Genomic DNA, 23225 nt, shown 5'->3' on the forward strand with positions numbered 1-23225 from the left:
AACGGTGAGGTACGAAACAAACGGGCCTTCCGCACCAGCGAACAGGCCTAGAACACAACACAGAGTGTCAAGGATCAACCGACACAGAAACGTCAACCATCAACCGACGTTGAACAGGGGCACTCATTTGCGCAGGTCAGCGACAGTTCCGGGCGACTGCCCTACTCCTCTCTTGTCGGTGCTTGGTCGACCCGTTGTACGTCACTCAACAGTGGCGATCGGTCAAGGCAACGGATGCGTCAACCCCGGCAAGCAGTTGATGAACGGGATGCACGGCGGCGGCGGAGGCGCCGGCGGCCCCGGAGGGTTGCCCGAGATCATGATCGGTTCGGTCAACGGAGCGTTCGGGTCGAAATGGAAGGTATGGCAGACATTCAGGTCCCAGCCGGGTACTGCGTCCATCCCTGAACCGGGGCACCACAGCTGGCCGCAGTCGCCGAAGGCATTGCAGGCCGGCAGACCCTCGGGCGGCGCGCACGGTGCGACGTTCGCGTTCGACGGTGAACAGTAGGGGGCGGCCTGCGCCGTACCTGCGGCCAGCCCCACAGCTGCTGCAGTCAAGCCACCAGAAATAAGGGCAGCGGTCGCAACCGCGGCGACAACAGTTCGACTCATAGTGTGTCCTTTCGAAAGACGCGTTGCTATTGCGGTGAAGTAGCGAGCCAGCTGATCGCTACCGATGGCCACACATTGCGTCAGGTGTCTTGGAAGATTCTTGGAGGCGATCGGGGCACCGAGCATGAACCGTCGATGCGGCCAAGGAACTGTCAGCCGATCGAATGACCGAGCTAACCTCAAACGCGAGCGGTGGCATATTGCCGGGCTGCTCTGCGAACCAATTGACACTGACAGGTGACTACACCTTGGACGCCAATACCGATGCCGATCGGCGGTATGAGAAGCACTGGGCATGGTTCGCCGGACTGCTCGCCACGTTGGGAATGCTGGGTTTTGGAGCAAGCATCGTGCTGATGCTGCCCCTCGGCATGGCCACCGACGGGTGTTATGAGGACAGCACCGAAGCGGTGTGCACGCTCTCGGCGGCCGGTCAGAATGTGCTCGTCTGGATCCCTTGGATGTGCCTGGTCGTCGGCTCCGTCGCAGCCGTCGCAGGCGCGGCCGTAGCCGAGCGTCGCCGATGGACGCCGCTGATCGGCATCCCAGTCGGCATGGCTGCGTACTTCGCGATGATCCCGATCGGTTGGGCGATCGCCCTCAACGTGTAGGGATCCTCAGCCCTTGGGCAGCTTGCCTGCGATGTCGCGCGCGATGGTCACCGCCGCTTCATCGGCTTCGTTGTAGCCGCATATCGTCACGTCGATCACGACGTTGCTGCCCACTGTCATCGCCCGGTGACAGCCCCAGCCGTCGCCGTCCTCCATGAGCATCGAGGCCGTGAGTATGCCGTCGGTGGTCGACACCTGCCCGACCGTCCACAGCGTGTCGACGTCGTAGTCGGGCAGCCTGAGCGTGTATCGACGGTCGGCGCAACCAGCCCAGTTCTCCTCGGAGTCCGCGAAGAACTTCGCGGCGTCATCGCCGTCCGGGAAAGCGACGACGGCCTGCTCGGCGAAGTGCGGCGGATCGTCCCCTGGCTCCTGCAAGCTCATGTAGCGCACCGCGGAGAAACCCGTGCCCGTGTAGACGTCGTACTCGGCCGCACCGTAGACCGGGACGCACGCACGGTCGGAGATCTCACCGCTGCTGTCCCACATCTGCTTTGACGTCTCGGACACCGTCATCTCTGTGGCGCCCATCGCCGAATTTATCTCGGCTGGATCGAGCAACAACCCGTCAAGGGCGCTGGCCGCGACTGTCGGCGGCGGCATTCCAGCGTTCTGGGCCGCGACCGGCTTCCCGGATACGGTCTGGGCGCAACCAGTCAAGACGGCAGCGGCCACCAGTACCGCGACTGCTGGCGATTGGTTAATCATTGGCCCGGGTGTCGATGACCCGCTGCGCGATATCGATCAATCGCGTGTTGCCGTCCTGCGACAGCCGGCGCAGCATGTCGAACGCGCGCACGTCGTCGACACCGTAGCGCTCCATGATGATGCCCTTCGCCTGGCCAATACGGTCCCGGGTGGACAGCGCCGACTCCAGCTGCTCGCCGTGACGGCTGGACAGGATCGCCGCGGCCGCGTGGGCGGCCAGCACCGCGCCGATGGTCTCCGCTTCCGCATCGAAGGCGTTGGGTTTGAACGCAAACAGGTTGAGCGCGCCTGCGGTCCGGTCGCTGGTGTAGAGCTTGAACGACAGCCCGCTCAAGACACCGATTTCGACCGCCGCCGCTGTGTACCGCGGCCAGCGCCTTTCTTCGCGGAAATCGTCGGTGCGCACAATCAGCTCATCGACGGCGGCCTGGACGCACGGACCTTCGCTGTACTTCATCTGCAATTCGTCCAGCTGGTAGGGCAGATCGTCGGTGCCCGCCAGCGATTCGTACTTCCCACCCTTGGTGATCAGCAGCACGCCCGCGGTGTCGGTTCCGGGAATGAGCTCCTTGGCGGTCGAGGTCACGTCGAACAGCACGTCTTTCACACTTCGGGGCCCCGCGACAGCTCGCGCCAGCTCGGCCATCCGCTCAGCGAGGTCGTCTTTCCGCTGCGACGTCATGCCCCGAGTGTTCCCGTTGGCGCCGCGCCGCACACGGGATACTCCGTTTGCGTTTGTCCTCCTGCACTTCAGGCAATGCCCCACGGCAGGTGGGTGCGGTGGTCGACCGGCGCACTTACCAGGTCTCGTCGGTTCAGACCTCGAGCCGGCGGGGCCGCCTTCTTTTGACAAGGCACCGAGTCACTCTCTTAGTTGCAGTAACGTCCCTGGACATGGACCACGTCTGGATTCTGGGCGGCTACCAGAGCGACTTCGCCCGCAACCTGACCCGGGAAGGCCACGACTTCGCCGATCTGACCGCCGAGGTGGTGGAAGCGACGCTGGCGGCGGCCAGCATCGACGCCTCGGATATCGGCGTCGTCCACGTCGCCAACGCGTTCGGTGAGATGTTCGCCCGCCAGGCCCACCTCGGTGCGATGCCCGCCACCGTCAACGCCGGGCTCTGGAACACGCCCGCGTCCCGGCATGAGGCCGCGTGCGCGTCGGGCGGCGTCGCGACACTGGCGGCGATCGCCGATCTGCGATCCGGTGCCTACCGCGCAGCGTTGATCGTCGGCGTTGAACTGGAGAAGACGGTGCCGGGTGACATCGCTGCACACCACCTCGGGGCCGCCGCATGGGCCGGCCACGAAGGCGCCGAGGCGAAGTTCATGTGGCCCTACATGTTCGACAAGGTCGCCGACGAATACGACAGGCGCTACGGCATCGACGAGGCTCACCTGCGCGCGATCGCGCGGCTGAACCTCTCCAATGCGCGCGCCAATCCCAATGCGCAGACCCGGGATTGGACGGTGCCCGACCCGCTTGGCGCCGACGAAGCCAACCCGCCGATCGAGGGCCGGCTGCGGCGCTTCGACTGCAGCCAGATGACCGACGGCGGAGCGGGCCTCGTCCTGGTCAGCGACGCGTATCTGCGCGACCACCCCGAAGCCCGGCCGATCGGCCGGATCGACGGCTGGGGCCATCGCACCGTCGGGCTCGGCCTTCAGCAGAAGCTCGACCACGCTGCCGGCGATCCATACGTGCTGCCGCACGTCCGTCGGGCGGTGCTCGACGCGTTCGAGCGGGCCCGTGTCACGCTCGACGACCTCGACGGCTTCGAGGTTCACGACTGCTTCACCCCGAGCGAGTACCTCGCCATCGACCACATCGGCCTCGCCGGGCCCGGCGAGTCGTGGAAAGCCATCGAGAACGGCGAGATCGAGATCGGCGGCAGGCTGCCGATCAATCCCAGCGGCGGCCTGATCGGCGGCGGCCATCCCGTCGGCGCGTCGGGTGTGCGGATGCTCGTCGACGCGGCCAAGCAAGTCAGTGGCCGCGCCGGTGACTATCAGGTCGACGGCGCAAAGACGTTCGGCACGCTCAACTTCGGCGGCAGCACCGCCACCACGGTCAGCTTCGTCGTGAGCGGGACGTGACCATGGCCCCGACAAACCCAGACGTTGTCGCCAAGTATCTGTCCACACTGCCGATCGATGACGATCACCCGTACCGCACCGGGCCGTGGCGTCCGCAGACCACAGAGTGGGACGCCGACGACCTGACCGTCGTCGAGGGCGAGATTCCGCACGACCTCGACGGCGTCTATCTGCGCAACACCGAGAACCCGCTGCATCCGGCGTTGAAGTTCTATCACCCGTTCGACGGCGACGGCATGGTCCACGTCGTCGGATTTCGGGACGGAAAAGCGTTCTACCGCAACAGGTTTATCCGCACCGAAGGATTCCTCGCCGAAAACGAGGCCGGTGGTCCGCTGTGGCCGGGGCTGGCCGAACCGGTGCAGATCGCCAAGCGCGACAAGGGCTGGGGCGCCCGGGGTCTGATGAAGGACGCGTCGAGCACCGACGTGATCGTGCATCGCGGCGTCGCGCTGACAAGCTTCTATCAATGTGGCGACCTGTATCGGGTGGACCCGTATTCCGGCGACACGCTGGGCAAGACGGACTGGGGCGGCGCGTTCCCGTTCGACTGGGGCGTGTCTGCGCACCCTAAGGTCGACGAAAAGACCGGCGAGTTGCTGTTCTTCAACTACAGCAAGCAGGCACCGTACATGCACTATGGCGTCGTCGACGGGAACGACGACCTCGTGCACTACATCGACGTGCCGCTGCCCGGCCCGCGGCTGCCTCACGACATGGCATTCACCGAGAACTACGTGATCCTCAACGACTTTCCGATGTTCTGGGATCCCAAGCTGCTGAAGGCTGACGTGCACCTCCCCGGATTCCATCCCGACATGCCATCACGGTTCGCCGTCATTCCCCGCCGCGGAGGAACCGACGAGATCCGGTGGTTCGAGGCAGACCCGACGTTCGTGCTGCACTTCACCAACGCCTACGAAGACGGCGATGAGATCGTTCTCGACGGCTTCTTCGAAGGCCAACCCTCCCCTGTCGACTCGCTCGGCGGTGACCGGTGGCAGAAGGCGTTCCGATTTCTGGCGCTCGACCGGCTGCAGACCAGGCTGCATCGGTGGCGGTTCAACCTGGTGACCGGCACGACCTCCGAAGAGCAACTGTCGGAAAGTATTACGGAGTTCGGCATGATCAACACCGGTTACGCCGGAAGGCCGTACCGCTACACCTACGCGGCGACGGGCAAGCCGTCCTGGTTCCTGTTCGACGGGCTGGTCAAACACGATCTGGCGACGGGTTCCGAGCAGCGATTCGCGTTTGACGACGGAGTGTATGGCAGCGAGACGGCAATGGCGCCGCGACTCGGCAGCACGGCGGAGGACGACGGCTATCTGATCACGCTCACCACGGATATGACGGTCGACGCCTCGTACTGCCTGGTGTTCGATGCTGCTAGAGTCGCCGACGGACCGGTGTGCAAATTGGTTCTGCCAGAACGGATCTCCAGTGGAACGCACTCGACCTGGGCGCCTGGATCGCAGCTGCGACGGTGGCGTGACGCCGACTCTGCGGCCGGGGCGATCGGGCTGTAGGTGACGCGATCGGGTCCCAACGCCGTCGGTCGAATGCTCGGCCTGCTTGGCGACGAGTGGACGTTACTGGTCGTGCAGCAGGCACTGTTGGGAGCGACGCGATACGCCGCATTCATGGCACGGCTGCCGATCTCGAACTCGGTGCTCACTAGCCGCCTGCAAGGGCTGACCCGCGAAGGGCTGCTGGAGCGTCGGACCTACCAGACGAATCCACCGCGCGCCGAATACCTGACCACGCCACGCAGTCGGTCGCTGTGGCCGGTGCTGCTGTGCATCTGGGAATGGGAGCGCCACTGGGTGCCCGACCACGCCGAGAGGCTGCCCGGCATGCGGCACGTCGCATGTGGCGGCGACTTCGCTCCGCTGCTCACCTGCCGCTCCTGTGGTGAGGTCGCAAGCGAGAAAGACGTTGTGGCGCAGTGGGGTCCGAGCGGCTCGTGGTCTCGCTCCATGCCCGTGGCCACCACTCGGCGCCGTTCGGAAGCCGATCAGATCGGCGGCGCGGCAGGCCTGTTTCCACAGACCATGAGTGTCATGGGCAATCGGTGGGGATTTGCGTTGCTGGTCGCAGGGTTCGTCGGCATGACCCGGTTCACCGAGTTTCAGACGCAGCTCGGCGCGCCGCCGGGTTCTGTCGCCGACCGGCTGGCGATCTTCACCGCCAACGGTGTGATGACGCTCGCCGGCAACCGGTACCGGCTCACCGAAAAGGGCCGGGCCCTGTACCCGGTGCTGGTATCCGCACTGCAATGGGCGCAGCGGTGGTACCGGGAGCCACAGGGTCCCGCCGTGATCCTCACGCACACGGCCTGCGGCCGGCGGTTCACCGCGGTGCTGGCCTGCGATCAATGCGCGGAGCCGCTGACCGGAGCACAGGTCACCGCCGTCTAGAAATGCCGACTCTGTCGCTGCCGATAGTTATCGTCCATTTCGACATCAGGGCTGCGACTGGGTCGTCGTGCCGGCTAATCCACAGCCCTGGTGTCGATCTCGGCGATAGCTGTGTGGTCGCATCCGACTGTGCGGTTTCATACGCGACACGCCGGGTCCGCGTATGAGTTCGCACAGTCGCGCTCGAGAAGTCCCGATTTTGCGGTCAGCACCAGTAAGAGTCACCGCTAGCGGACCTGGCGCCCCACGGACTTAATCAGGACGCTAGTCGAGCCGGGCGATGAGGAACTTCGGCGCAACCTGGCGATAGGCATCCGTGAGAATCTCGGCTACCTCTTGCCAGTCGGGTCCGTCAGCCCGCAGATCGAGCCGCACCCCGACCCAGTCGTATCCACCAAAGCGTGGGATGAAGAAGCGTTGCGGATCTTCGGCGACGAGTTCGTTGCGGGCGCCGGGTGGAGCTGCCGCCCAGAACGCCACATGCCGCTCGTCGAGGCGATGCTTGTCGGGGTCGACGAACTTGGCGAATGACCGTCGGCGCACGAACCATGTCTCCCCGCCGTGGGTCAGCCCCTCGCTGACTTCTGGCAGCGCCAGGCACAGCCGTCGCATCTCGGCGAGCAGGCCTTCCGTCGCAGGTGGCATGCCGCCATCGTCGCACTCGACGGCCGCAAAACGGTCGCAAAAATTGCTGGCACTCTCATAGGGAGAGTGCTAACATCGCAGCTGCACAGTGATTTAGCTGCCCGCCAGGGTGGCGGGCTCTTGAGTGGCATAGGAGGTGAATTGCTGTGCTTCGCTTTGATCCCTTCAGTGACCTTGACGCCTTGACCCGGGGCCTGCTGACCGGCCAGGCCGGATCAAATCGCACTCCCCGGTTCATGCCGATGGATCTGTGCAAGATCGACGACCACTACGTCCTGACGGCCGACCTGCCCGGTGTCGACCCCGGATCGGTGGACGTCAACGTCGACAACGGCACGCTGACCATCGCGGCGCATCGCACCGCCCGCTCCGAGGACGCCGTGCAGTGGCTGGCCAACGAGAGATTCTTCGGCAGCTACCGCAGGCAGCTATCGCTCGGCGAGGGCATCGACGCATCGGCCATCTCCGCGACGTATGAGAACGGTGTGCTCACCGTGACCATCCCGCTGGCCGAACGCGCCAAGCCGCGCAAGGTCGAGATTGCCCATGGTGGCAGCCAGAGATCCATCGAAACCACGACCGTCGATTCCGAATAGGCCGCCTAGCCGTTGCGGTCCAACCGGTAGCGCAGGTTGGACCGCACGGCTGGCCATTCGATGTCGAGGATCGAGTAGACGACGGTATCGCGGCGTGACCCGTCCGCCAGCAGCTGTTGGCTGCGCAGTATCCCGTCGAGCTTGGCGCCCAGCCTCTCGATGGCGGCCCTACTGGTGAAGTTGAAGAAGTGCGTCCGGAATTCGACTGCGACGCAACCTAACTCGTCGAACGCATGGCCGAGCATCAGCAGCTTCGTCTCACTGTTGACCCCGCTGCGCCGCGCAGAGGCGACATACCAGGTGTTACCGATCTCCAGCCGACGGTTTGGTGCGTCGACGTTCATGTAGCTCGACGAGCCGACGAGTGCGCCGTCCAGAGCGCGAACCACGAAGGTCAGTCCGCTCTCGGGCGTCTGCGAGGTCAACCGCGCCTCGACCCACTTTTCCACCGCATCGGGAGCCGGTGCCGCGGTGAACCACAACCGGCCCAGCTCGCCATCGTCGGCGGCCGCGGTGATCTCCGGAATATGTTCGCGGGTAAGCGGTTCCAGCCTGACCCACTGCTCTCCGGCCAGGTTGACCGGTTCGACGAACCCGTTCATGACACCCGCGTGGCCGCGGCCCAGGCGGCCACCATCGCCCACACCGACAGCAGCACAGCAGAGATGGCCGCCACGGCGCCGAGATACAGCCCGTAACCCGCGGAGACCGCGTCGTACACGTAGAGCCGGTAGTACCACACGGTCAGCACCAGCAGCAGCACCGAAATAGCCAGTGCTGCCGACGATGCCACGCGGGCCGACAGGCCGCGCGCGGCCATCGCCCCGGCGACGATCAACGTCGCTGCCAGCAGGACGATGAGCTGTCCGACCCCGAATCCCGGTGGCGGCGCTTGCACCCTCCCCACGACGCCGCCGATCGCATTGGCCCGGCCGCCACCGTCGGCCCTGGTGGTCAGCCAGGGCAGCCATGCACTGACCGCCAACACAACCGCGCACAGCGCTACCAGCCAACCGGGGCGCAGGCGAGCCATGTGTCGAGACTATCCGGTGCCGCGTGGCGGGTCGGGTCTCTACTGTGGAGTGTCCGACACCGAAAAGGGGCTATTGCGATGAGCGATCTTCCGGACTGGGCACGTCGGCTCGACCTGTCCCCTCACCCCGAGGGCGGCTGGTTCCGGGAAACCTGGCGTAGCGAGTTGACGGTGCCCCAATCTGCGCTGCCGCCGGACTACACCGGTCCCCGCACCGCAGGAACGGCAATCCTGTTCCTGCTCATGCCCGGTCAGCAGTCGGCGTGGCACACGGTGCGCAGCACAGAGTTGTGGCTCTATCACCGGGGAAGCCCGCTGCTGCTCGAGGTCGGCCCCGAACAGGCCGGTGCCACAACGCATCTGATCGGCGCCGAGATCAACGCCGGCGAGTCTCCCCAGTTCGTCGTGCCTGCCGGACATTGGCAGCGGGCACGCCCGCACGACGACGCACCAAGCCTGGTGAGCTGTGTGGTGATCCCGGGCTTCGACTTCGCCGACTTCGCGCTGGCCCCGCCTACCGACTGAGCAGGTGCACCGCCGCTGACACCAATGCCGCATTGTCCGGTGTTGTCGAGCCGTCGGGTAACCGCAGGGTGTCCTCCATCCCGATGCGGGTCTGCACGCCGCGCACCCCGGCGTGTTCCAGCAGCAGCCAACAACTTTCGTCCAGGCCGTGCAGCAGTACCGGCGCAGGCGAACCGGCCGCCATCACCTGGCTGAGCAGATCGTCCGCGGTAGCGATATCCCCGTCGCCCTGAAGTTCGATCATCACCCGCATGCAGTGCTGCGCGAGCTCCGATGCCGCCCAGGATTCGGCCGCCTCGGCATGGAAGATGCCGACCTCGACGCCAAGGCCCTTGCTCAACAACAGCCTGGCCAGTTCTTCCGAGCCGGGTTCATGCCAGTTGACCGACGCAAAGTCGGGCAGCACGCTCCACGCGTCGACGGCGCGCAGCCGGGCGTCGGCGTCCGGTAGCGCCCAGTACCCGGTCGTCACCCCCAGCGGCAGGCCCGGCGCCGCTTGACGGACCGCCGACACCGCGGCGTCGACCACCTCAGGGAGAAGGGAGTCGACGCCGTCGGCGGTCTTCGGGTGCATGTGCACCGCCTTGGCCCCGGCCTGGTGCGCGGCCACCGCCTCCTCAGCCAGCTGCTGGGGCGTGATCGGCAGGCCCGGGTGCTGGTCAGGGGTACGGGCGCCGTTGATACAGGCCTTGATGTAGTTCTTGGGGCTGCTGGGCATGCCCCTATCTTGCGTCAGGCATCGGGTGAGGACAGGTTGAAGCCCGCACCCGTGGGATCGGCAACCGCCGCCAGCCGGCCGTACGGGGTGTCCTCGGCGCCGCGGATCACGCTGCCGCCGTTCTCGACGACCAGCTGCACCGTCTTGTCGACGTCGTCGGCCCCGAGGAAGAAGAACCAGCTCGATGGCACGCCTTCGGGGAGATCCGACGTGCCGTCCATCACGCCGAGCAACGCGTCACCGTCGAAACTCACTGTGCTGTACCGGAATTCGTCGGTATCGGCGACCGTTTCGGTCTGCCAGCCGAACACCTCGCGGTAGAAGTCCAGCGCCTTGCCGTACTCGCGGGTGGTCAGCTGGAAATAGACCGGCGCGCCGGCCTCCCTGACCACCTCGAAGCCACTGTGCCCGGTCGGCTGCCACAGCCCGAAGTGCGCTCCCGTGGGATCGGTAAGCACCGCCATAAAGCCCTTGTCCTTGACTTCCATCGGCTCGACCCAGCTGGTGGCGCCTGCGGCGATCGCCGCGTCGAACGTGGCCTTGACGTCGGCGGTGTGCAGATAGATGCTCCACCCGTCCGGGCTGTTCCACTGCGGGTCGTTGTAGATCAGTCCGGCCACCGCTGGGCCGTCCTTGGACGCGTTGACGTAGCCGCCGTACTCGGGTCCCGCGTCCTCGAAACTCCAGCCGAACACTGAGCCGTAGAACTGCTTGGCGCGGTCGACGTCCGACGTCGACAGGTCGATCCAGCATGGGGCGCCCAGCGGCGCGCTGTTGCGGACAGGCACGACGGCCTCCTTCGTGTGGTGTGTGTCGGTCACGGATATCGACCACGGCCGTCGCGAAAACTCATCGCCTCTCCCCGCGAGCAGACAGAGAATCGCGTTACCCGACGCGGTTTCATGCGATTCTGCGTCTCTCTCGAAAATGGGATAAAAGCCCTAGTCGGCGTTCGCGCCGAGCGGGCCCCATTCGTCGAGCGCGCAGTCTTGTACGCGAAATCCGGCGTGTCGCGTACCTAACTGCGCGCTCGGCACAAATTTTCATCTTCCACGGCGAAGCGTCAGCTCCCCCGGCAGCTGCTCGCGGTTAAGACGTAACCCCCAGCACGCGCAGGGCGTTGTCCTTGAAGATCAGCGGCACCACGGCGGGGTCGATGTCGAGCGCGGCGAAGTCGCTGCGCCAGCGGTCCATCCGGATGTACGGGTAGTCCGTGCCGAACAGCACCTTCGTGCGCAGCTGGCGACTGAGGGCACGGACCAGTTGCGGCGGGAAATACTTCGGGCTCCATCCGGACAGGTCGATGTAGACGTTGGCCTTGTGCGTGGCGATTGCGATCTGCGCGTCCACCCACGGCACCGCGGGATGGGCCATCACGATCGTCAACTCAGGGAAGTCGGCGGCCACGTCGTCGAGCAGCATCGGGTCGGAGTAGCGCAGTTTGATGCGGTGGCCGCCAGGCAGCCCTGCGCCCATGCCGGTCTGCCCGGTGTGAAACAGCGCAGGCACCTTCGCCTCGACGATCGCCTCGTAGATCGGGTAGAACCGGCGGTCGTTCGGTTCGAAGGCCTGCATGCTGGGATGGAACTTGAAGCCCTTGACGCCGTAGTCGCGGACCAATTCGTGGACGCGATGCACGGCGCGACGCTCGTGCCACGGGTCGACGCTGCCGAACGGGATCAGCACGTCGTTGTTGCGCACCGCGCCCGCGACAAGGTCCTCGATTGAGTTCGGCACATGCCGCATTCCCGTGCGAGCGTCGATGGTGAAGACGACGGCGGCGGTGTTGTGCCGGCGGTACTCGTCGGCCAGCGCGTCAACACTCGACAACGCGCCGGGACCCATCTTGAAGTACTGGCCAACGGCGTCGACCAGCTCATCGTCGTAGGCCTTGCGGCCGTGGCCGTCGACCTCCACGTGGGTATGGATGTCGATGGCCGCGACGGCGTCGAAATCGATTCCGTACTCGTACTTCTCGCGTGGCACCCCCGCAGTCTAGTTACGGCATCGGCGGGCCTTGGCGAATCCGCGAACGCGTCTGCTCCAAGGAACTGTCACCAGGTTCGACCCGTCGATCTCGCAAGTGTGCAAGCCGAATTCGCTCCGCTCGCGCCCGTTTCCACTACCCGTGCAGTCGCTTGCCAGCGAGCTGCCGAAGTTCGCCAGCCTTGATCTTCGCGGTGCCGGTGAGCGCGATCTCTTCATCGCGAAAGAAGAGCACGTGACGTGGCACCTTGTAACTCGCCAAACGCTGAGCCAGAAAGGCCCGGATGTCCTCTACTTCGAGCGTCGCACCGTCGTGCGGCACAACGCACGAGACGACGACTTCACCCAAACTCTCGTGTGGAACACCTACGGTTTGGGTCACCTTGACGCCCGCATGCTCGACCAGCGCGTCGTCGACTTCACGCGGCGAGACATTGGCGCCGCCCGTCTTGATGACGTCGGTGAGCCTGCCCTCCCAGTACAGGCGACCCTCGGAGTCGACGTATCCGCTGTCACCTGTGCAAAGGAAGCCTTCTGCGTCGAGCGTCTCGTCAAGCGGCGTGCCGATGTAGCCCAGCATGAGTGTCGGGCCCTTCACACAGATCTCCCCGCGCTCGCCTCGGTCGACGATGGCTCCGGTGAGGGGATCGACGATCTTGAGGGTGACACCCGGCAGCGGTACCCCGCTGCTCTCGGCGTGAACTTCCGGCGGGGTGTTAGCCGGGTAATTCGTGGTGATCGTGAAGGTTTCGGTGTTGCCGTAGGCGTGGCCCGGTTCGAACCATTTAGTCGACACCGTCGGGTGGCGCGCGACGGGGGTCTTGAAATCGACGAACCGCATGCTGCTCAGGTCCACCTCACCCCAGTTAGGTGCGGCCTCGAGCTGCGCCCATTGGTGCGGCCAGGCGAATGGGAAGTTCACTCGCTCCGCGGCCATGAGCGCGAGCGCCTCGTCGGCGACGAAGGTCGGTTGCAGCACCAGTGCGCCGCCCGCAGCGAGCGTCGAACCGAGTGACATGGCGAAATTGCCGGACCAGAAGAAGCCGTTCGCCGACCAGCAGCGCACATCGTCCTCCGGTCCGAATTGATACAAGCGCCGGAACCGCCACATCTGGATGCTGACGCCTCGGTGCGCGCTCAGGATTCCTTTCGGCTTGGCCGTGGAGCCCGAGGAGAAGAACAGGACTGCGGCATCGCTGGGTTGCACCGCCGCGGCCGTCGCCTCGACCATCTCGCGTGGCTCGCCGCCACCGCGCGCGAGGAACTCATCCCAGGTGTCGATGCCCGGCGCAGGTTCACCGATCATGGCGAGGAGACGCAGGTATGGGAACTTCGTCGACTGCAGCTCGCCGCGGGGCGAATCGGCGATCTGGGGTTCAAGTTCCGCGAGAATGCCCGCGAAGTCCTTTTGCAACACCGCACGCTCGAACAGCAACACCGAGACGCCCGAGGACTGCAGCAGATATTCGAGTTCAGGGCCCGTCGAGAACGTGCTGATCGTGGCGGCCACACCACCGGCGATCGAGATGCCGAACACCGCCGCGATCCACTCCGGTCGGTTCGTCATCATCACGCCGACGCGGCCACCCTTGCCAACGCCGCATGCGCGAAGCGCCCGCGCTACATCGACCGCTCTGTCCCACAGCTCCGCATAGGTCCAGCGCGTCACGCCATCAGCGGCGGGAAAGACGAGCGCATCGCGCTCGCCATACATCGCCGTCACTTCGCGCAAGAACCCCGGCAGTGTAAGCGCCCCGAGCCCCGGCTCGTCCGCAAGCGGCGGTCCGGAAACTATGGAAAGCGATTGCCCAGCTTCGGAAACCGTATCAGCGACCACAGCTATACCAACGGAAGCTCGACCTCGGCCGTGCAGCTCACCAGCACGGTGCCGTCCTGGTTCGCGAGGCGCAGCTTGACCTGAACGAGCGGCACACCCCAGGTGGACTCTGTCTGCTTGTCGATGATTTCGGCGTCGAAGTACGTGACGTCGCCCTCGAAGGCGGGTCCGCGGAAGTCGGCCTTGGTGTGGCGCACCAAACCGTCGTAGCCGGCCCAGTAGGCGAGGTAGTCGGTGCACCACGCACCCATCGTCGCGCCGTAGCCGTATGCACGTGCCATGCCCACTTCACTTGCCCGGTCCGCATCGATGTGGCCGCGGGACGGCCCAACATACAGCCCGTCACGCTTGCGTGGATCGATCTTCGCGTCCTCCTCGTCGAAGGCGAAGTCCTTGCCCCAACCTGGATCCTGGTACACCCACGGATCCTCGATGCCCGGGGGCGCGACCCACCCGAACGTGCCCCAGATATTGAACAGGAAAGCCCGGTACTCGGTGGTGAAGCTGGCGATGGTGTGTGGACCGATCACCCGGCGCGGCAACGTGTCTCCGACCTTGACTTCGTCGAAACGCGGCGAGACACCCATGCGATTGGATTCCAGCCACTCGCGGCGCACCCTGTCGACTTCTTCCAGCTCGGGTTGCGTCCAGCGCTTGATGTCCCCGAGCTGGTTTTCGAACATGCCGCGTTTCGTGGCTTCTTCGTACAGATAGCGGATGGCGGTCGAACGCTCGCGCGCCACCAGGGCGCCGTGCTGATTGGTGTGGACGGTGTCCCCTCGCGAAAACATCGTCGGCCCGGCGAATTTCGTCTCCGTGACCTTGTAGTCGTGGAAACGGCGTTCCTGGAACAATTGGTCCCCCGGCCGCACCGGGCAGCCGTAGAACCACCACTCCTCGCCGCCGAAGATCAAGTGGCTGTTCGGAATGTGCCCCACGCACGCGGGTGCGGCGCCGTGCCCATAGTCCAGTGCCGACGCGATGGACTGTGGCGCGATGATGCCGCCGAACTTTGATTCGCGGGCGAACTGGTGGTCCCAATGGATCGGGTTGGGATAGTCCATCGCCATCACCCACCGCCGAATGTCGGAGGCACTGCACGGCTCCCATAGCTGCCCGCCACCGATCGGCTTGCCGACCCGGTGGTCGACGTCGGACAGGTCGAGTTCGACCTTCTGTTTCACGGACTTCGTAGCCACGTATTCCTCCGATCAGCGATTGACGTCGACGACGATGCGCCCGCGCACTTTGCCGTCCATAAGTCGACCGGCGGCGTCGACCACGTCGGCAAGACCGACCTCGTCGGCGATCGAATCAAGCACTGCCGGATCCAGGTCGTTCGAGAGGCGCTCCCACGCGGCCAGTCGCGGCTGCTTGGGCGCCATCACGCTGTCGATGCCCAGCAGCGAAACACCGCGCAGGATGAATGGGGCGACGCTGGCCGGAAAATCCATTCCCTGGGCGAGACCGCAGGCGGTAACCGTTCCGCGATAACGCGTTTGGGCGCACGCGTTCGCCAGGGTGTAGCTGCCGACCGCGTCGACAACCCCTGCCCAGCGCTCCTTTTGCATGGGCTTGCCCTTTTCGGAAAACTCGGCGCGGTCCAAAACGGTGCTGGCGCCGAGCTGTTGGAGGTACTCCGACTCCGAAGACTTGCCGGTGACGGCGGCCACCGTGAACCCGGCCTTGGCCAGCAACGCGATCGCGACGCTGCCGACACCCCCGGTGGCGCCGGTGACCAGGACCTCGCCCTGATCCGGCCGCACCCCATTGGCGAGCAGAGCGTCCACGGAGAGGCTTGCCGTATAGCCCGCGGTACCAATCGCCATCGCCTGCTTGGCGGAGAATTTCGAGGGCAGCGGCACCAGCCAGTCACCGTTGAGCCGGGCACGCTGGGCTAAGCCGCCCCAATGGGTTTCACCAACTCCCCAACCGTTGAGCACGACGCGGTCGCCCTTCTTCCAATCCGCGTGCGAACTTTCGGTGACGACGCCCGCGAGGTCGATGCCGGGCACCATCGGGAACTTCCGCACTACCGGCGATTTGCCCGTGATCGCGAGGCCGTCCTTGAAGTTCAGCGTCGAATACTCCACGTCGATGCTGACGTCACCCTCGGGAAGTTGCGCCTCCTCCAGGCTGGTCACACCGACCGTTTGGCCGGTGTCGTTCTTGTCGATCAATATCGCCGAAAACACGTGCTGCACATTCCTTTCAAAAGTTAGTTAGTAGCCTGTTCGGGCGCGTAGCCGAGTGCGCTCTTGATCTCGAGGTACTCGTCGAAGGCGAACTGACCCCATTCGCGACCGTTGCCGCTGCGCTTGTAGCCACCGAAGGGTGCGTTCATGTCGAAGGCGTGGTTGATCGCCACGGAGCCCGCCCGGATCCGGCGCGCGACGGCGCGTGCCTTTTCCAGGTCGGCCGCCGAGACATAGCCGGCCAGCCCGTATTCGGTGTCGTTGGCGATCTCGAGGGCCTGGTCGAGGTCGTCGTAGCCGAGAATGCACAACACGGGGCCGAAGATCTCCTCGCGCGCGACGGTCATGTCGTTGGTGACGTTGCCGAACACCGTCGGCTTGACGTAGTAGCCGGTGTCCAGCCCGTCCGGCCGACCCGGGCCGCCGATGGCGACGGTCGCGCCCTCGTCGATCCCCTTCTGGAGTAGGCCCTGGATCTTGTCGAACTGCGCCTTCGACGCCACCGGTCCGATGGCCTTCTTGTCGTCCGGGTCGCCAACCTTCACCTGCTCGACGGTGCCCCGGGCGATGGCGATCGCCTCGTCCATCCGCGAATTCGGCACGAGCATGCGCGACGGCGCGTTGCAGCTCTGGCCGCTGTTGACCATCATCACCGACGTTCCCGCGACAACGCTTTTGGCGAAGTCGTCGTCGTCGAGGACGATGTTGGGGCTCTTCCCGCCCAGCTCCTGGGTCACCCGCTTGACCGTCGCGGCCGCATTCTTCGCCACCTCGACGCCCGCACGCGTGGAGCCGGTGAAGGACACCATGTCGACATCGGCATGGCTGGACAGCGCGACGCCCACGCCGGGGCCGTCCCCGTAGACGAGGTTGTACACCCCCGCGGGAACGCCTGCGGCGTCGATGATCTCGGTGAAGATCTGCGCGGAGTACGGCGCAACCTCCGACGGCTTGAGCACGACCGTGCAGCCGGTTGCCAGCGCAGGATAGACCTTGACGGCGATCTGGTTGATCGGCCAGTTCCACGGGGTGATCAGCCCGCACACGCCGACCGGTTCCTTGACCACCAGTGTGGCACCGTGCTGCGCCTCGAACTCGAAGTTCTTCAGAACGTCGATCGCTGTGGCAAGGTGGCCGAGACCGAGGTTGACCTGAGGACCCGCGGCGAGCGAGGCGGGCGCGCCCATCTCCTCGGTCACCGCCTCGGCCAGGTCGGTCGCACGCTTCTGATACTCGGCAAGGATCGCCTGCAGCACGTCCAACCGCTCTTCTCGGCTGGTCTGCGACCAGGTGGCGAACGCCTTGCGGGCGGCCTTGACCGCCTTGTCCACATCAGCCGCTGCGCCGAGCGCGATCTTGCCGGAAACCTGTTCAGTGGTGGGGTTGTCGACGTCGAGGGATTTCGGCTCGATCGGATCGACCCACTTGCCGTCGATGTAGAACTTCAGATATTCACGCATGGGTTTCACTCTCCCCTAAATCCGGGTTTCTACTGGGTGCCTTCTGCATACCAGGTGCGGAATCGGTCGTACTTGGGCATCTCCTCGGAGTTTGCCGTCGGGTCGATGCACACATGCACCACACCGACTTTGCCGCTGGCGTACGCGCGAGCGATCGCCGGGCCGATGTCCTCTTCCTTCTCGACGTACTCACCGTGGCAGCCGAACCCCTCGGCGATCTTGTCCATCCGCACATCCTTGCTCCAGTGCACGCCCGGCTGAGGGGACGGCTGCTCGAAAGTGCGCTTGTACACGCCCACCTCGAGGCCCCACTGGTGGTCGACACCGACCACGCAGACCAGCGGCAGGTTCTGCCGTGCCGCGGTCTCCAGCTCAGCGATGTGGAACAGGAACGCCGAGTCACTGGTCAGCAGCATGACCGGCCGCTTGCCGCCCTCGGCGACCGAGGCACCGACTGCGTACGGCAGGCCTGTGCCCAGGTGGCCGAAGTTCTGGTTCCAGATGACGTCGCGAGGCTTGGACTGCGAGTAGGTCCACTGGAAGATTACGGTCGCGCCGCCGTCGCGAACCATGATGCCGTCCTCGAGTTCATCGAACGCCTTGGTCGCCTCGACCACGTAGCGCGCCGGGTGCACCGGGGTGCGTCCACTCGGGGCTTCTTCGGCCACCCGCGCCAGCTCGGCCGCGTCGGCCTTGACCAGGGCCTCGAGGTTGGCCGACGGTGCTCGCGGGCTGTCCCGCAGCGCCTCGACGAGCTGCGGCACGACGCCGCGCAGATCGCCGACCAGCGCCACGTCGACGGTGCGATTCACGCCAATGGCGGTCGGATCCTGCTCGACGTACACCCATTTGCGGTTCGCATCGTTACCGGCCCAATGCTGGGTCCGGCCGTAGTGCATGGGCTCACCCAGTTCGGTACCCAGCGCGACGCACAGGTCGGATTCCTCGACTGCCTGGTTGGCGGCCGGGGAGAACAAGTAGGGAAACGTCCGCTCCTGCAGTCCCGGGATGAACGACGTGCCACCGGACGTCTGGATCACCGGGCAGTCCATCAGCTCGGCGAGTTCCTTGACCTCCGCCTGGGTCCGTGACGTGTGAACGCCGTGGCCCACCAACAGAATCGGACTCTTGGCTTCGCGGATCAGCTTCACGGCCTCCGCGACCTCTCGAGCACCCGCACCCTGGTTGACCAAGCGGTAATGTGATGGCGCGGCCGCCTCCCCAACGTTGAGCTCTTCCAGGATCACGTGGGACGGAAACTCGATGTAGGACGGACCGGGTGTGCCGGACATCGACCGGCGAATGGCCTCGTGCACGATCTCATCGGTCTGGTCGGCGTACTCGATGGAGCTGCTGTACTTGACCGAGGGGGTGAAAAGTCCCTCCTGCTGGACGAATTGGATACGGCCGCGACGCACGCGACGCTCCGTGATGCGCGCTCGCTGGCCACCGAGGAAGATCACCGGCGAGTTCTCTACCAATGCGCACATCATCGCCCCCGCGATGTTGGCAACACCCGGTCCCAGCGTGCCGATACACAAGCCCGGCTTGCCGGTCATCCGCGAGGCCGCCTCAGCCATGAAGCCGGCGCTCAGCTCGTGATGGGGCGCCACCACCGACCAGCCGCGGGCGTCGGCCTCGGAGAACATATGCACGAAGTTGGGGTCCGGGATACCGAACAGCGTGTTGACACCCTCGGCCTCGAACAGGTCGAGAATGCGCTTGTAGACGGGTACTCCCATGTGAAACTCCTTGATTTCCTTATAGATAACGTTGAGCGAGTTCTTTGCGGTGAGCTGCCGGCGAGCCGAACAGCGAACGATTGAGCGCGGCACGTTTGAGGTAGACGTGGATGCCGCTTTCCCACGTGTATCCGATGCCGCCGTGCAATTGCATGGCCTTGCCGGCGATGTCGACGGCGGCGCTGCAGGTATAGGACTTCGCCATCGAGGTCGCCACGCCGGCTTCGGGCCGATCATCCGCGACCGCTTCTACTGCGGCACTGACGAGTTGGCGGGAGACAGCAATGGTCACCTGCATGTCGGCGCAGGCATGCTTGACCGCCTGGAAGGAACCGATGGGCCTGCCGAACTGGTGGCGCACCTTCACGTAGGCGACCGTGGCAGCCAGCATGGCCTCGCTGAGCCCGAGACTGTCGCACGCAACGGCGACCGCCGCCCGTTCGCGCAGACGGCGGACCTGCGCGTGTGGATCGCCCGCGAAGTGCAACACCGCTGACTCTTTCACCGCGAGGCCCTTTGCCGTCACGGTGGCCAGCCGCCGCGTCTCGTCAAGCACCGGCTGAGCCGTCACCGTCGCGCCGACGGCGTCGATGACGGCATCGTCTGCAACCACGAGGATTCGGTCGGCCCCCTCGGCGTCCGGCACGAACTCCGCGTGACCGGTCAGACGACCGTTGTCAAGCGAAAACCCCTCGAGAACGACCGCCGGCCTGACGGAGCCGTCCGCGACACCGTCGAGCATTTCGTCGCGAGAGTCGCTGCGCTGCAATGATGTCAAGACACCGACACCGAGCACGGCGCCGCCGAGGTAGCCCGTCGCGCTAGCGGCCCGGCCGATCTCCTCGCAGATGATCGCCGCCTCACCAAAGGTCGCGCCGGCCCCGCCGAGTTCGTCGGGCACTTCCAGCCCGGTCCAGCCCGCTTCGGCGAGCACGGTCCACTCGACCGTTCGATCCTTGGCGAGTAGGTCACCTGCCACCGACTTGAGTTCGGTGTGAAACTCGTCGAATTCGTGTGCCATCTAGACCGCACTCGGTTCTCGCGGCAGCCCGAGGCCGCGCTCGGCGATGATCGTCCGCTGGATTTCGCTGGCCCCGCCAGGGATCGTCCACTCCCACGATCCGATGAAGTCGAGCACCCACGAGCCCGACTCCCATCCGCTCGACATGGGTTTGGACAGTTCCGTGTGAGCGGCCAGGCCACCGATCTCGGTGCCGAAGTCGGTGAGCCGCTGCAGTAGCTCGCTGTAGTACAGCTTCACGATGGATGCATCTGCGGCGCCCGCGGTTCCGTTCTCGTTATCCTCGACCACTTTGCGGCACAGTCCGCGCAGTCCGGTGATCTCGATGTCGAACTGAGTCAACCGGTCAGCCACGATCGGGTCGTCCTTCGGGCTGGCCTCAACCAGCCGGCGGAAGCCGGCGTTGCCAAGCCTTTCGGCCAGCTCGAGCATGGTCATACCACGCTCGGCACCCAGGGTCGCCTGTGCGACTTGCCATCCCGCGTTCTCCTCGCCGACGAGGTTGGCCGCTGGAATCGCCACGTCGTTGAGGAAGATCTCGCAGAAGTGCGAATCGCCGATGGCGTTGCGGATCGATCGCACCTCGACCCCGGGCGTGGCCATGTCGAGCAAGAAGTAGGAAATGCCTTTGCGTTTCGGGGCATCCGGGTCGGTGCGGGCGAGCAGCAGGCACCAGTCGGCGTGCTCGCCGCCACTGGCCCAGAGCTTCTGCCCGTTGACGACGTAGGTGTCCCCCTCTCGCCGCGCTGTGGTGCGCAGGCTTGCGAGGTCGGATCCGGCTTCGGGTTCGGAGAAGCCCTGAACCCAGATCCCACCGTCGAGGATCGCAGGCAGATGGCGGCGACGTTGCTCGTCGGTGCCTGCCACCAGCAGGGTCGACGCCGCGTGGTGGATGCCGACGAAGGCCAACACCAGCCGGGGGGCGTCGTGCGCGGCCAGCTCCTGGTAGAGGACGACCTGTTCGGCCGCCGACATTCCGCCGCCCCATTCTCGCGGCCAGTGCGGAACGGCGAACCCGGCGCTGTGCAGTTCGGCGAACCAGGCCTTCTGGAAGCGGACGAACTCCTGCTCGTCGACGCCGGTCTGGGTCTCCCGCCAATTCGTCGGGATGTGCTCGGCGCACCAGGCCCGCACGGTGGCGCGGAACTCGTCGAGGTCGGCGGTCATGACGGCTCGCGACCGCTGTACAGACCCGTCAGCCCGCGGCGACCGACGCGGCGGGTCAGAAGGTCGCGGGTGGCGGACAAGCCGAGCGGCAAGCGCCGCAGCGGCTGGCTGTAGCGCGACAGCCACGACAGCGTGGTTTCGTCGCAGAACCCGACGGCCCCGTGCAACTGATGGCATACCCGGAACACGACCTCAGCCGCCTCGATCGCCGACATCCTCAGCGCCAGAGCGTCATCGAGGGCCTCGGGGCGTGCGCTGCCGGTGCTCCACAGTGCGTACTTTGCGAGAATCTCCAGACCGCTGCGTTCCACCTCGGCGTCGGTGAGCTGGAACTGCACGCCCTGGAACGTCGACAGCGGCTGACCGAACTGCTTGCGCAGGCTGACGTGTGCGATGGTCAACTCGATCGCTCGGTCCAGCATTCCGAGCAGCGTCCAGCACGGCAGCACGAGCCCGAGAGCGACATCGGTGGCCCCGCGGTCGTCGATCGCGGACAGTTCCAGCTCCGCGACGAACGCCGGACCCGTCGGGCCGTGCCGGGTCACGTTGCTTCGCGCGCCATCCAATGTCACAGCTGCCCAGCGGGTCTCGAGGCCTCCCACTACGCCGGAAGGCCTGGTGTCGGCGACCACGATGAGGCCGTCGACGTCGAGGTCGGTCGGCCGGGCCAGGCGCTCTGCCACCGGATACGGCAGTGCCCAGTAGCCCGCACTGCGGCACAGCGCCGCGGCGGCCTCCAGCCCGTCGGCGTCGGTACGCGCATCGAGGTCCCAGGCGCCGAGCTCGGCGAGGATCGGCCCGGCCTGGGCTTCCCTGATGTCCGGCTTCGCTTCCGCCTGCTGCACCAACTGGTCGCCGCCTGCAGATTCGAAGGCCCGAAGTGCCTCTCGGCCATACTCTTTCGCGTCGTCGCTGAGGTCGAGAACCATCTCGCTCATTTGGCGGCCGCCAATAGCGCGCGGGACAGCAGGATGCGCTGCATCTCGATGCTTCCCGACGACACGGTGGAGGCCTGCGAGTACTTCCAGTGATCCTCGACCTCGCCGAGGAACCATTTCGCGTGGGGATCGTCGTGGCTGACCTCGGCGGCGATGTCCATCAGCACCTCGGCGCTGTCCTGGTCCAGCTTGGTGACGGCGATCCGGTATGCAGCCGCGTCGCCCGGCTGGATTCGGCCGCTGCTCTGCAGCGAGACCACCCGGTACGCCAGCAGGCGCGCCCGACGGCAGTGGGTCAACATACGCACCCACCGACCGCGCAGATCCGCGGGCAGCTCGTCCCATCGGTCTTTCAGCACCGCCGGGGCCGCGCCGAGTAGCCGTTCGCACCGGGCGTACCGGGCGATTCCGACGCGCTCGAAAGACATCACGTCCTGCACGATCGACCAACCGGCGTCGACGGTTCCGAGCACGTCGGCCTCGGTGACCTTGAGCTCGTCGAAGAACACCTCGTTGAGGTGGTGCGGGCCCATCATGCAGCGGATGGGCCGGACCTGTATCGCCGGATCATCCATGGGGACCAGGAAAATCGTCAGACCCTGCTGCTTCTTCTCACCTTTCGAAGTCCTGGCGAGCAGGAAGCACCATTGCGCCATGGTGGCGTAGGAGGTCCAGATCTTCTGACCGCTCACCCGCCAGCCGTCGCCGTCGCGTCGCGCGGTGGTTCTCAGTGACGCGAGGTCCGAGCCGGCCTCGGGTTCGGAGAACCCCTGGCACCAGATGACCTCGCCGCGCGCGATGGGCGGCAGGTGTCGGCGCTGCTGTTCCTCTGTGCCATGCCGCATGATGATCGGCCCGACCCAGTTCACTCCCATGTACTGGGCGCCGCGTGGTTCGTGATGCGCCCA

At 65.6% G+C, this 23225-nt stretch carries 24 protein-coding genes; 7 read left to right on the forward strand and 17 right to left on the reverse strand.

Annotated features, from left to right (window positions below):
• The first annotated feature begins 211 nt into the window (after nucleotides 1-211).
• Both VFH65_RS10235 and VFH65_RS10240 read left to right on the forward strand, forming a co-directional pair.
• On the forward strand, nucleotides 212-511 hold the full coding sequence (locus VFH65_RS10235; protein ID WP_353321171.1) for a hypothetical protein: 300 nt from the start codon (nucleotides 212-214) through the stop codon (nucleotides 509-511).
• Between the two features lie 328 nt (nucleotides 512-839).
• Nucleotides 840-1226, forward strand: coding sequence for a hypothetical protein (locus VFH65_RS10240; RefSeq protein WP_353321173.1), 387 nt, complete (start codon nucleotides 840-842; stop codon nucleotides 1224-1226).
• 6 nt (nucleotides 1227-1232) lie between these two features.
• Here VFH65_RS10240 and VFH65_RS10245 read toward each other — a convergent pair whose 3' ends face one another.
• A complete protein-coding gene (locus VFH65_RS10245) occupies nucleotides 1233-1829 on the reverse strand; it encodes a sensor domain-containing protein (RefSeq protein WP_353321175.1) in 597 nt (198 codons plus the stop codon).
• Between the two features lie 97 nt (nucleotides 1830-1926).
• On the reverse strand, nucleotides 1927-2616 hold the full coding sequence (locus VFH65_RS10250) for a GAF and ANTAR domain-containing protein (protein ID WP_353321177.1): 690 nt from the start codon (nucleotides 2614-2616) through the stop codon (nucleotides 1927-1929).
• A gap of 212 nt (nucleotides 2617-2828) precedes the next feature.
• Between VFH65_RS10250 and VFH65_RS10255 the strand changes: the two genes are divergently transcribed.
• The 3 genes from VFH65_RS10255 to VFH65_RS10265 are packed head-to-tail and all read left to right on the forward strand — an operon-like array spanning nucleotide 2829 to nucleotide 6454.
• A complete protein-coding gene (locus VFH65_RS10255) occupies nucleotides 2829-4034 on the forward strand; it encodes an acetyl-CoA acetyltransferase (RefSeq protein ID WP_414688392.1) in 1206 nt (401 codons plus the stop codon).
• Nucleotides 4035-4036: 2 nt separating this feature from the next.
• Nucleotides 4037-5563, forward strand: coding sequence for a carotenoid oxygenase family protein (locus VFH65_RS10260; RefSeq protein ID WP_353321179.1), 1527 nt, complete (start codon nucleotides 4037-4039; stop codon nucleotides 5561-5563).
• Between the two features lie 33 nt (nucleotides 5564-5596).
• Nucleotides 5597-6454, forward strand: coding sequence for a winged helix-turn-helix transcriptional regulator (locus VFH65_RS10265; RefSeq protein WP_353321203.1), 858 nt, complete (start codon nucleotides 5597-5599; stop codon nucleotides 6452-6454).
• Nucleotides 6455-6718: 264 nt separating this feature from the next.
• Here VFH65_RS10265 and VFH65_RS10270 read toward each other — a convergent pair whose 3' ends face one another.
• The gene (locus VFH65_RS10270; RefSeq protein WP_353321181.1) at nucleotides 6719-7099 is read right to left on the reverse strand and encodes an MmcQ/YjbR family DNA-binding protein; all 381 of its coding nucleotides are present in this window, start codon (nucleotides 7097-7099) and stop codon (nucleotides 6719-6721) included.
• Nucleotides 7100-7245: 146 nt separating this feature from the next.
• On the opposite strand from VFH65_RS10270, the gene VFH65_RS10275 reads away from it, so the two are divergent.
• Nucleotides 7246-7695 carry an Hsp20/alpha crystallin family protein gene (locus VFH65_RS10275; protein ID WP_353321182.1) on the forward strand — a complete coding sequence of 150 codons (450 nt, stop codon included), beginning with the start codon at nucleotides 7246-7248 and terminating at the stop codon, nucleotides 7693-7695.
• A gap of 5 nt (nucleotides 7696-7700) precedes the next feature.
• Here the strand turns inward: VFH65_RS10275 and VFH65_RS10280 are convergent, their stop codons facing one another.
• Both VFH65_RS10280 and VFH65_RS10285 read right to left on the reverse strand, forming a co-directional pair.
• Nucleotides 7701-8297 (reverse strand): GNAT family N-acetyltransferase, encoded by a 597-nt coding sequence (locus tag VFH65_RS10280; RefSeq protein WP_353321183.1) that lies wholly within the window; start codon nucleotides 8295-8297, stop codon nucleotides 7701-7703.
• Nucleotides 8294-8728, reverse strand: a complete 435-nt coding sequence (locus VFH65_RS10285) for a hypothetical protein (protein ID WP_353321184.1) — start codon at nucleotides 8726-8728, stop codon at nucleotides 8294-8296. Before VFH65_RS10285 ends, VFH65_RS10280 begins: the two co-directional genes overlap by 4 nt.
• 78 nt (nucleotides 8729-8806) lie before the next feature.
• On the opposite strand from VFH65_RS10285, the gene VFH65_RS10290 reads away from it, so the two are divergent.
• Nucleotides 8807-9253 carry a cupin domain-containing protein gene (locus VFH65_RS10290; protein ID WP_353321186.1) on the forward strand — a complete coding sequence of 149 codons (447 nt, stop codon included), beginning with the start codon at nucleotides 8807-8809 and terminating at the stop codon, nucleotides 9251-9253.
• Here VFH65_RS10290 and VFH65_RS10295 read toward each other — a convergent pair.
• From VFH65_RS10295 to VFH65_RS10350, 12 genes are all read right to left on the reverse strand, one after another.
• Nucleotides 9243-9971: a 3-keto-5-aminohexanoate cleavage protein gene (locus VFH65_RS10295; RefSeq protein WP_353321188.1), complete on the reverse strand. Its 729-nt coding sequence runs from the start codon at nucleotides 9969-9971 to the stop codon at nucleotides 9243-9245. The genes VFH65_RS10290 and VFH65_RS10295 overlap by 11 nt on opposite strands.
• 14 nt (nucleotides 9972-9985) lie before the next feature.
• Nucleotides 9986-10759, reverse strand: coding sequence for a VOC family protein (locus tag VFH65_RS10300; RefSeq protein ID WP_353321189.1), 774 nt, complete (start codon nucleotides 10757-10759; stop codon nucleotides 9986-9988).
• Nucleotides 10760-11060: 301 nt separating this feature from the next.
• Nucleotides 11061-11957 carry an amidohydrolase family protein gene (locus VFH65_RS10305; protein WP_353321190.1) on the reverse strand — a complete coding sequence of 299 codons (897 nt, stop codon included), beginning with the start codon at nucleotides 11955-11957 and terminating at the stop codon, nucleotides 11061-11063.
• A gap of 136 nt (nucleotides 11958-12093) precedes the next feature.
• A complete protein-coding gene (locus VFH65_RS10310) occupies nucleotides 12094-13680 on the reverse strand; it encodes a class I adenylate-forming enzyme family protein (protein WP_353321204.1) in 1587 nt (528 codons plus the stop codon).
• Nucleotides 13681-13796: 116 nt separating this feature from the next.
• Nucleotides 13797-14993: an FAS1-like dehydratase domain-containing protein gene (locus VFH65_RS10315; RefSeq protein ID WP_353321192.1), complete on the reverse strand. Its 1197-nt coding sequence runs from the start codon at nucleotides 14991-14993 to the stop codon at nucleotides 13797-13799.
• A 12-nt stretch (nucleotides 14994-15005) separates the two neighbouring features.
• On the reverse strand, nucleotides 15006-15989 hold the full coding sequence (locus VFH65_RS10320; protein WP_353321193.1) for an MDR family oxidoreductase: 984 nt from the start codon (nucleotides 15987-15989) through the stop codon (nucleotides 15006-15008).
• Between the two features lie 23 nt (nucleotides 15990-16012).
• Nucleotides 16013-17449 (reverse strand): aldehyde dehydrogenase family protein, encoded by a 1437-nt coding sequence (locus tag VFH65_RS10325; RefSeq protein WP_353321194.1) that lies wholly within the window; start codon nucleotides 17447-17449, stop codon nucleotides 16013-16015.
• A gap of 29 nt (nucleotides 17450-17478) precedes the next feature.
• Nucleotides 17479-19191 carry a thiamine pyrophosphate-binding protein gene (locus VFH65_RS10330; RefSeq protein ID WP_353321195.1) on the reverse strand — a complete coding sequence of 571 codons (1713 nt, stop codon included), beginning with the start codon at nucleotides 19189-19191 and terminating at the stop codon, nucleotides 17479-17481.
• Nucleotides 19192-19210: 19 nt separating this feature from the next.
• Complete coding sequence (locus tag VFH65_RS10335) at nucleotides 19211-20212, reverse strand: acyl-CoA dehydrogenase family protein (RefSeq protein ID WP_353321197.1); 1002 nt, start codon at nucleotides 20210-20212, stop codon at nucleotides 19211-19213.
• Nucleotides 20213-21379: an acyl-CoA dehydrogenase family protein gene (locus tag VFH65_RS10340; protein ID WP_353321199.1), complete on the reverse strand. Its 1167-nt coding sequence runs from the start codon at nucleotides 21377-21379 to the stop codon at nucleotides 20213-20215.
• On the reverse strand, nucleotides 21376-22308 hold the full coding sequence (locus VFH65_RS10345) for an acyl-CoA dehydrogenase family protein (RefSeq protein ID WP_353321206.1): 933 nt from the start codon (nucleotides 22306-22308) through the stop codon (nucleotides 21376-21378). Before VFH65_RS10345 ends, VFH65_RS10340 begins: the two co-directional genes overlap by 4 nt.
• 5 nt (nucleotides 22309-22313) lie before the next feature.
• Nucleotides 22314-23225: acyl-CoA dehydrogenase family protein (locus VFH65_RS10350; RefSeq protein WP_353321201.1), on the reverse strand; the 912-nt coding region annotated here is incomplete at its 5' end.

The organism is Mycobacterium sp. (assembly GCF_035697385.1).
Classification (GTDB): Bacteria; Actinomycetota; Actinomycetes; order Mycobacteriales; family Mycobacteriaceae; genus Mycobacterium.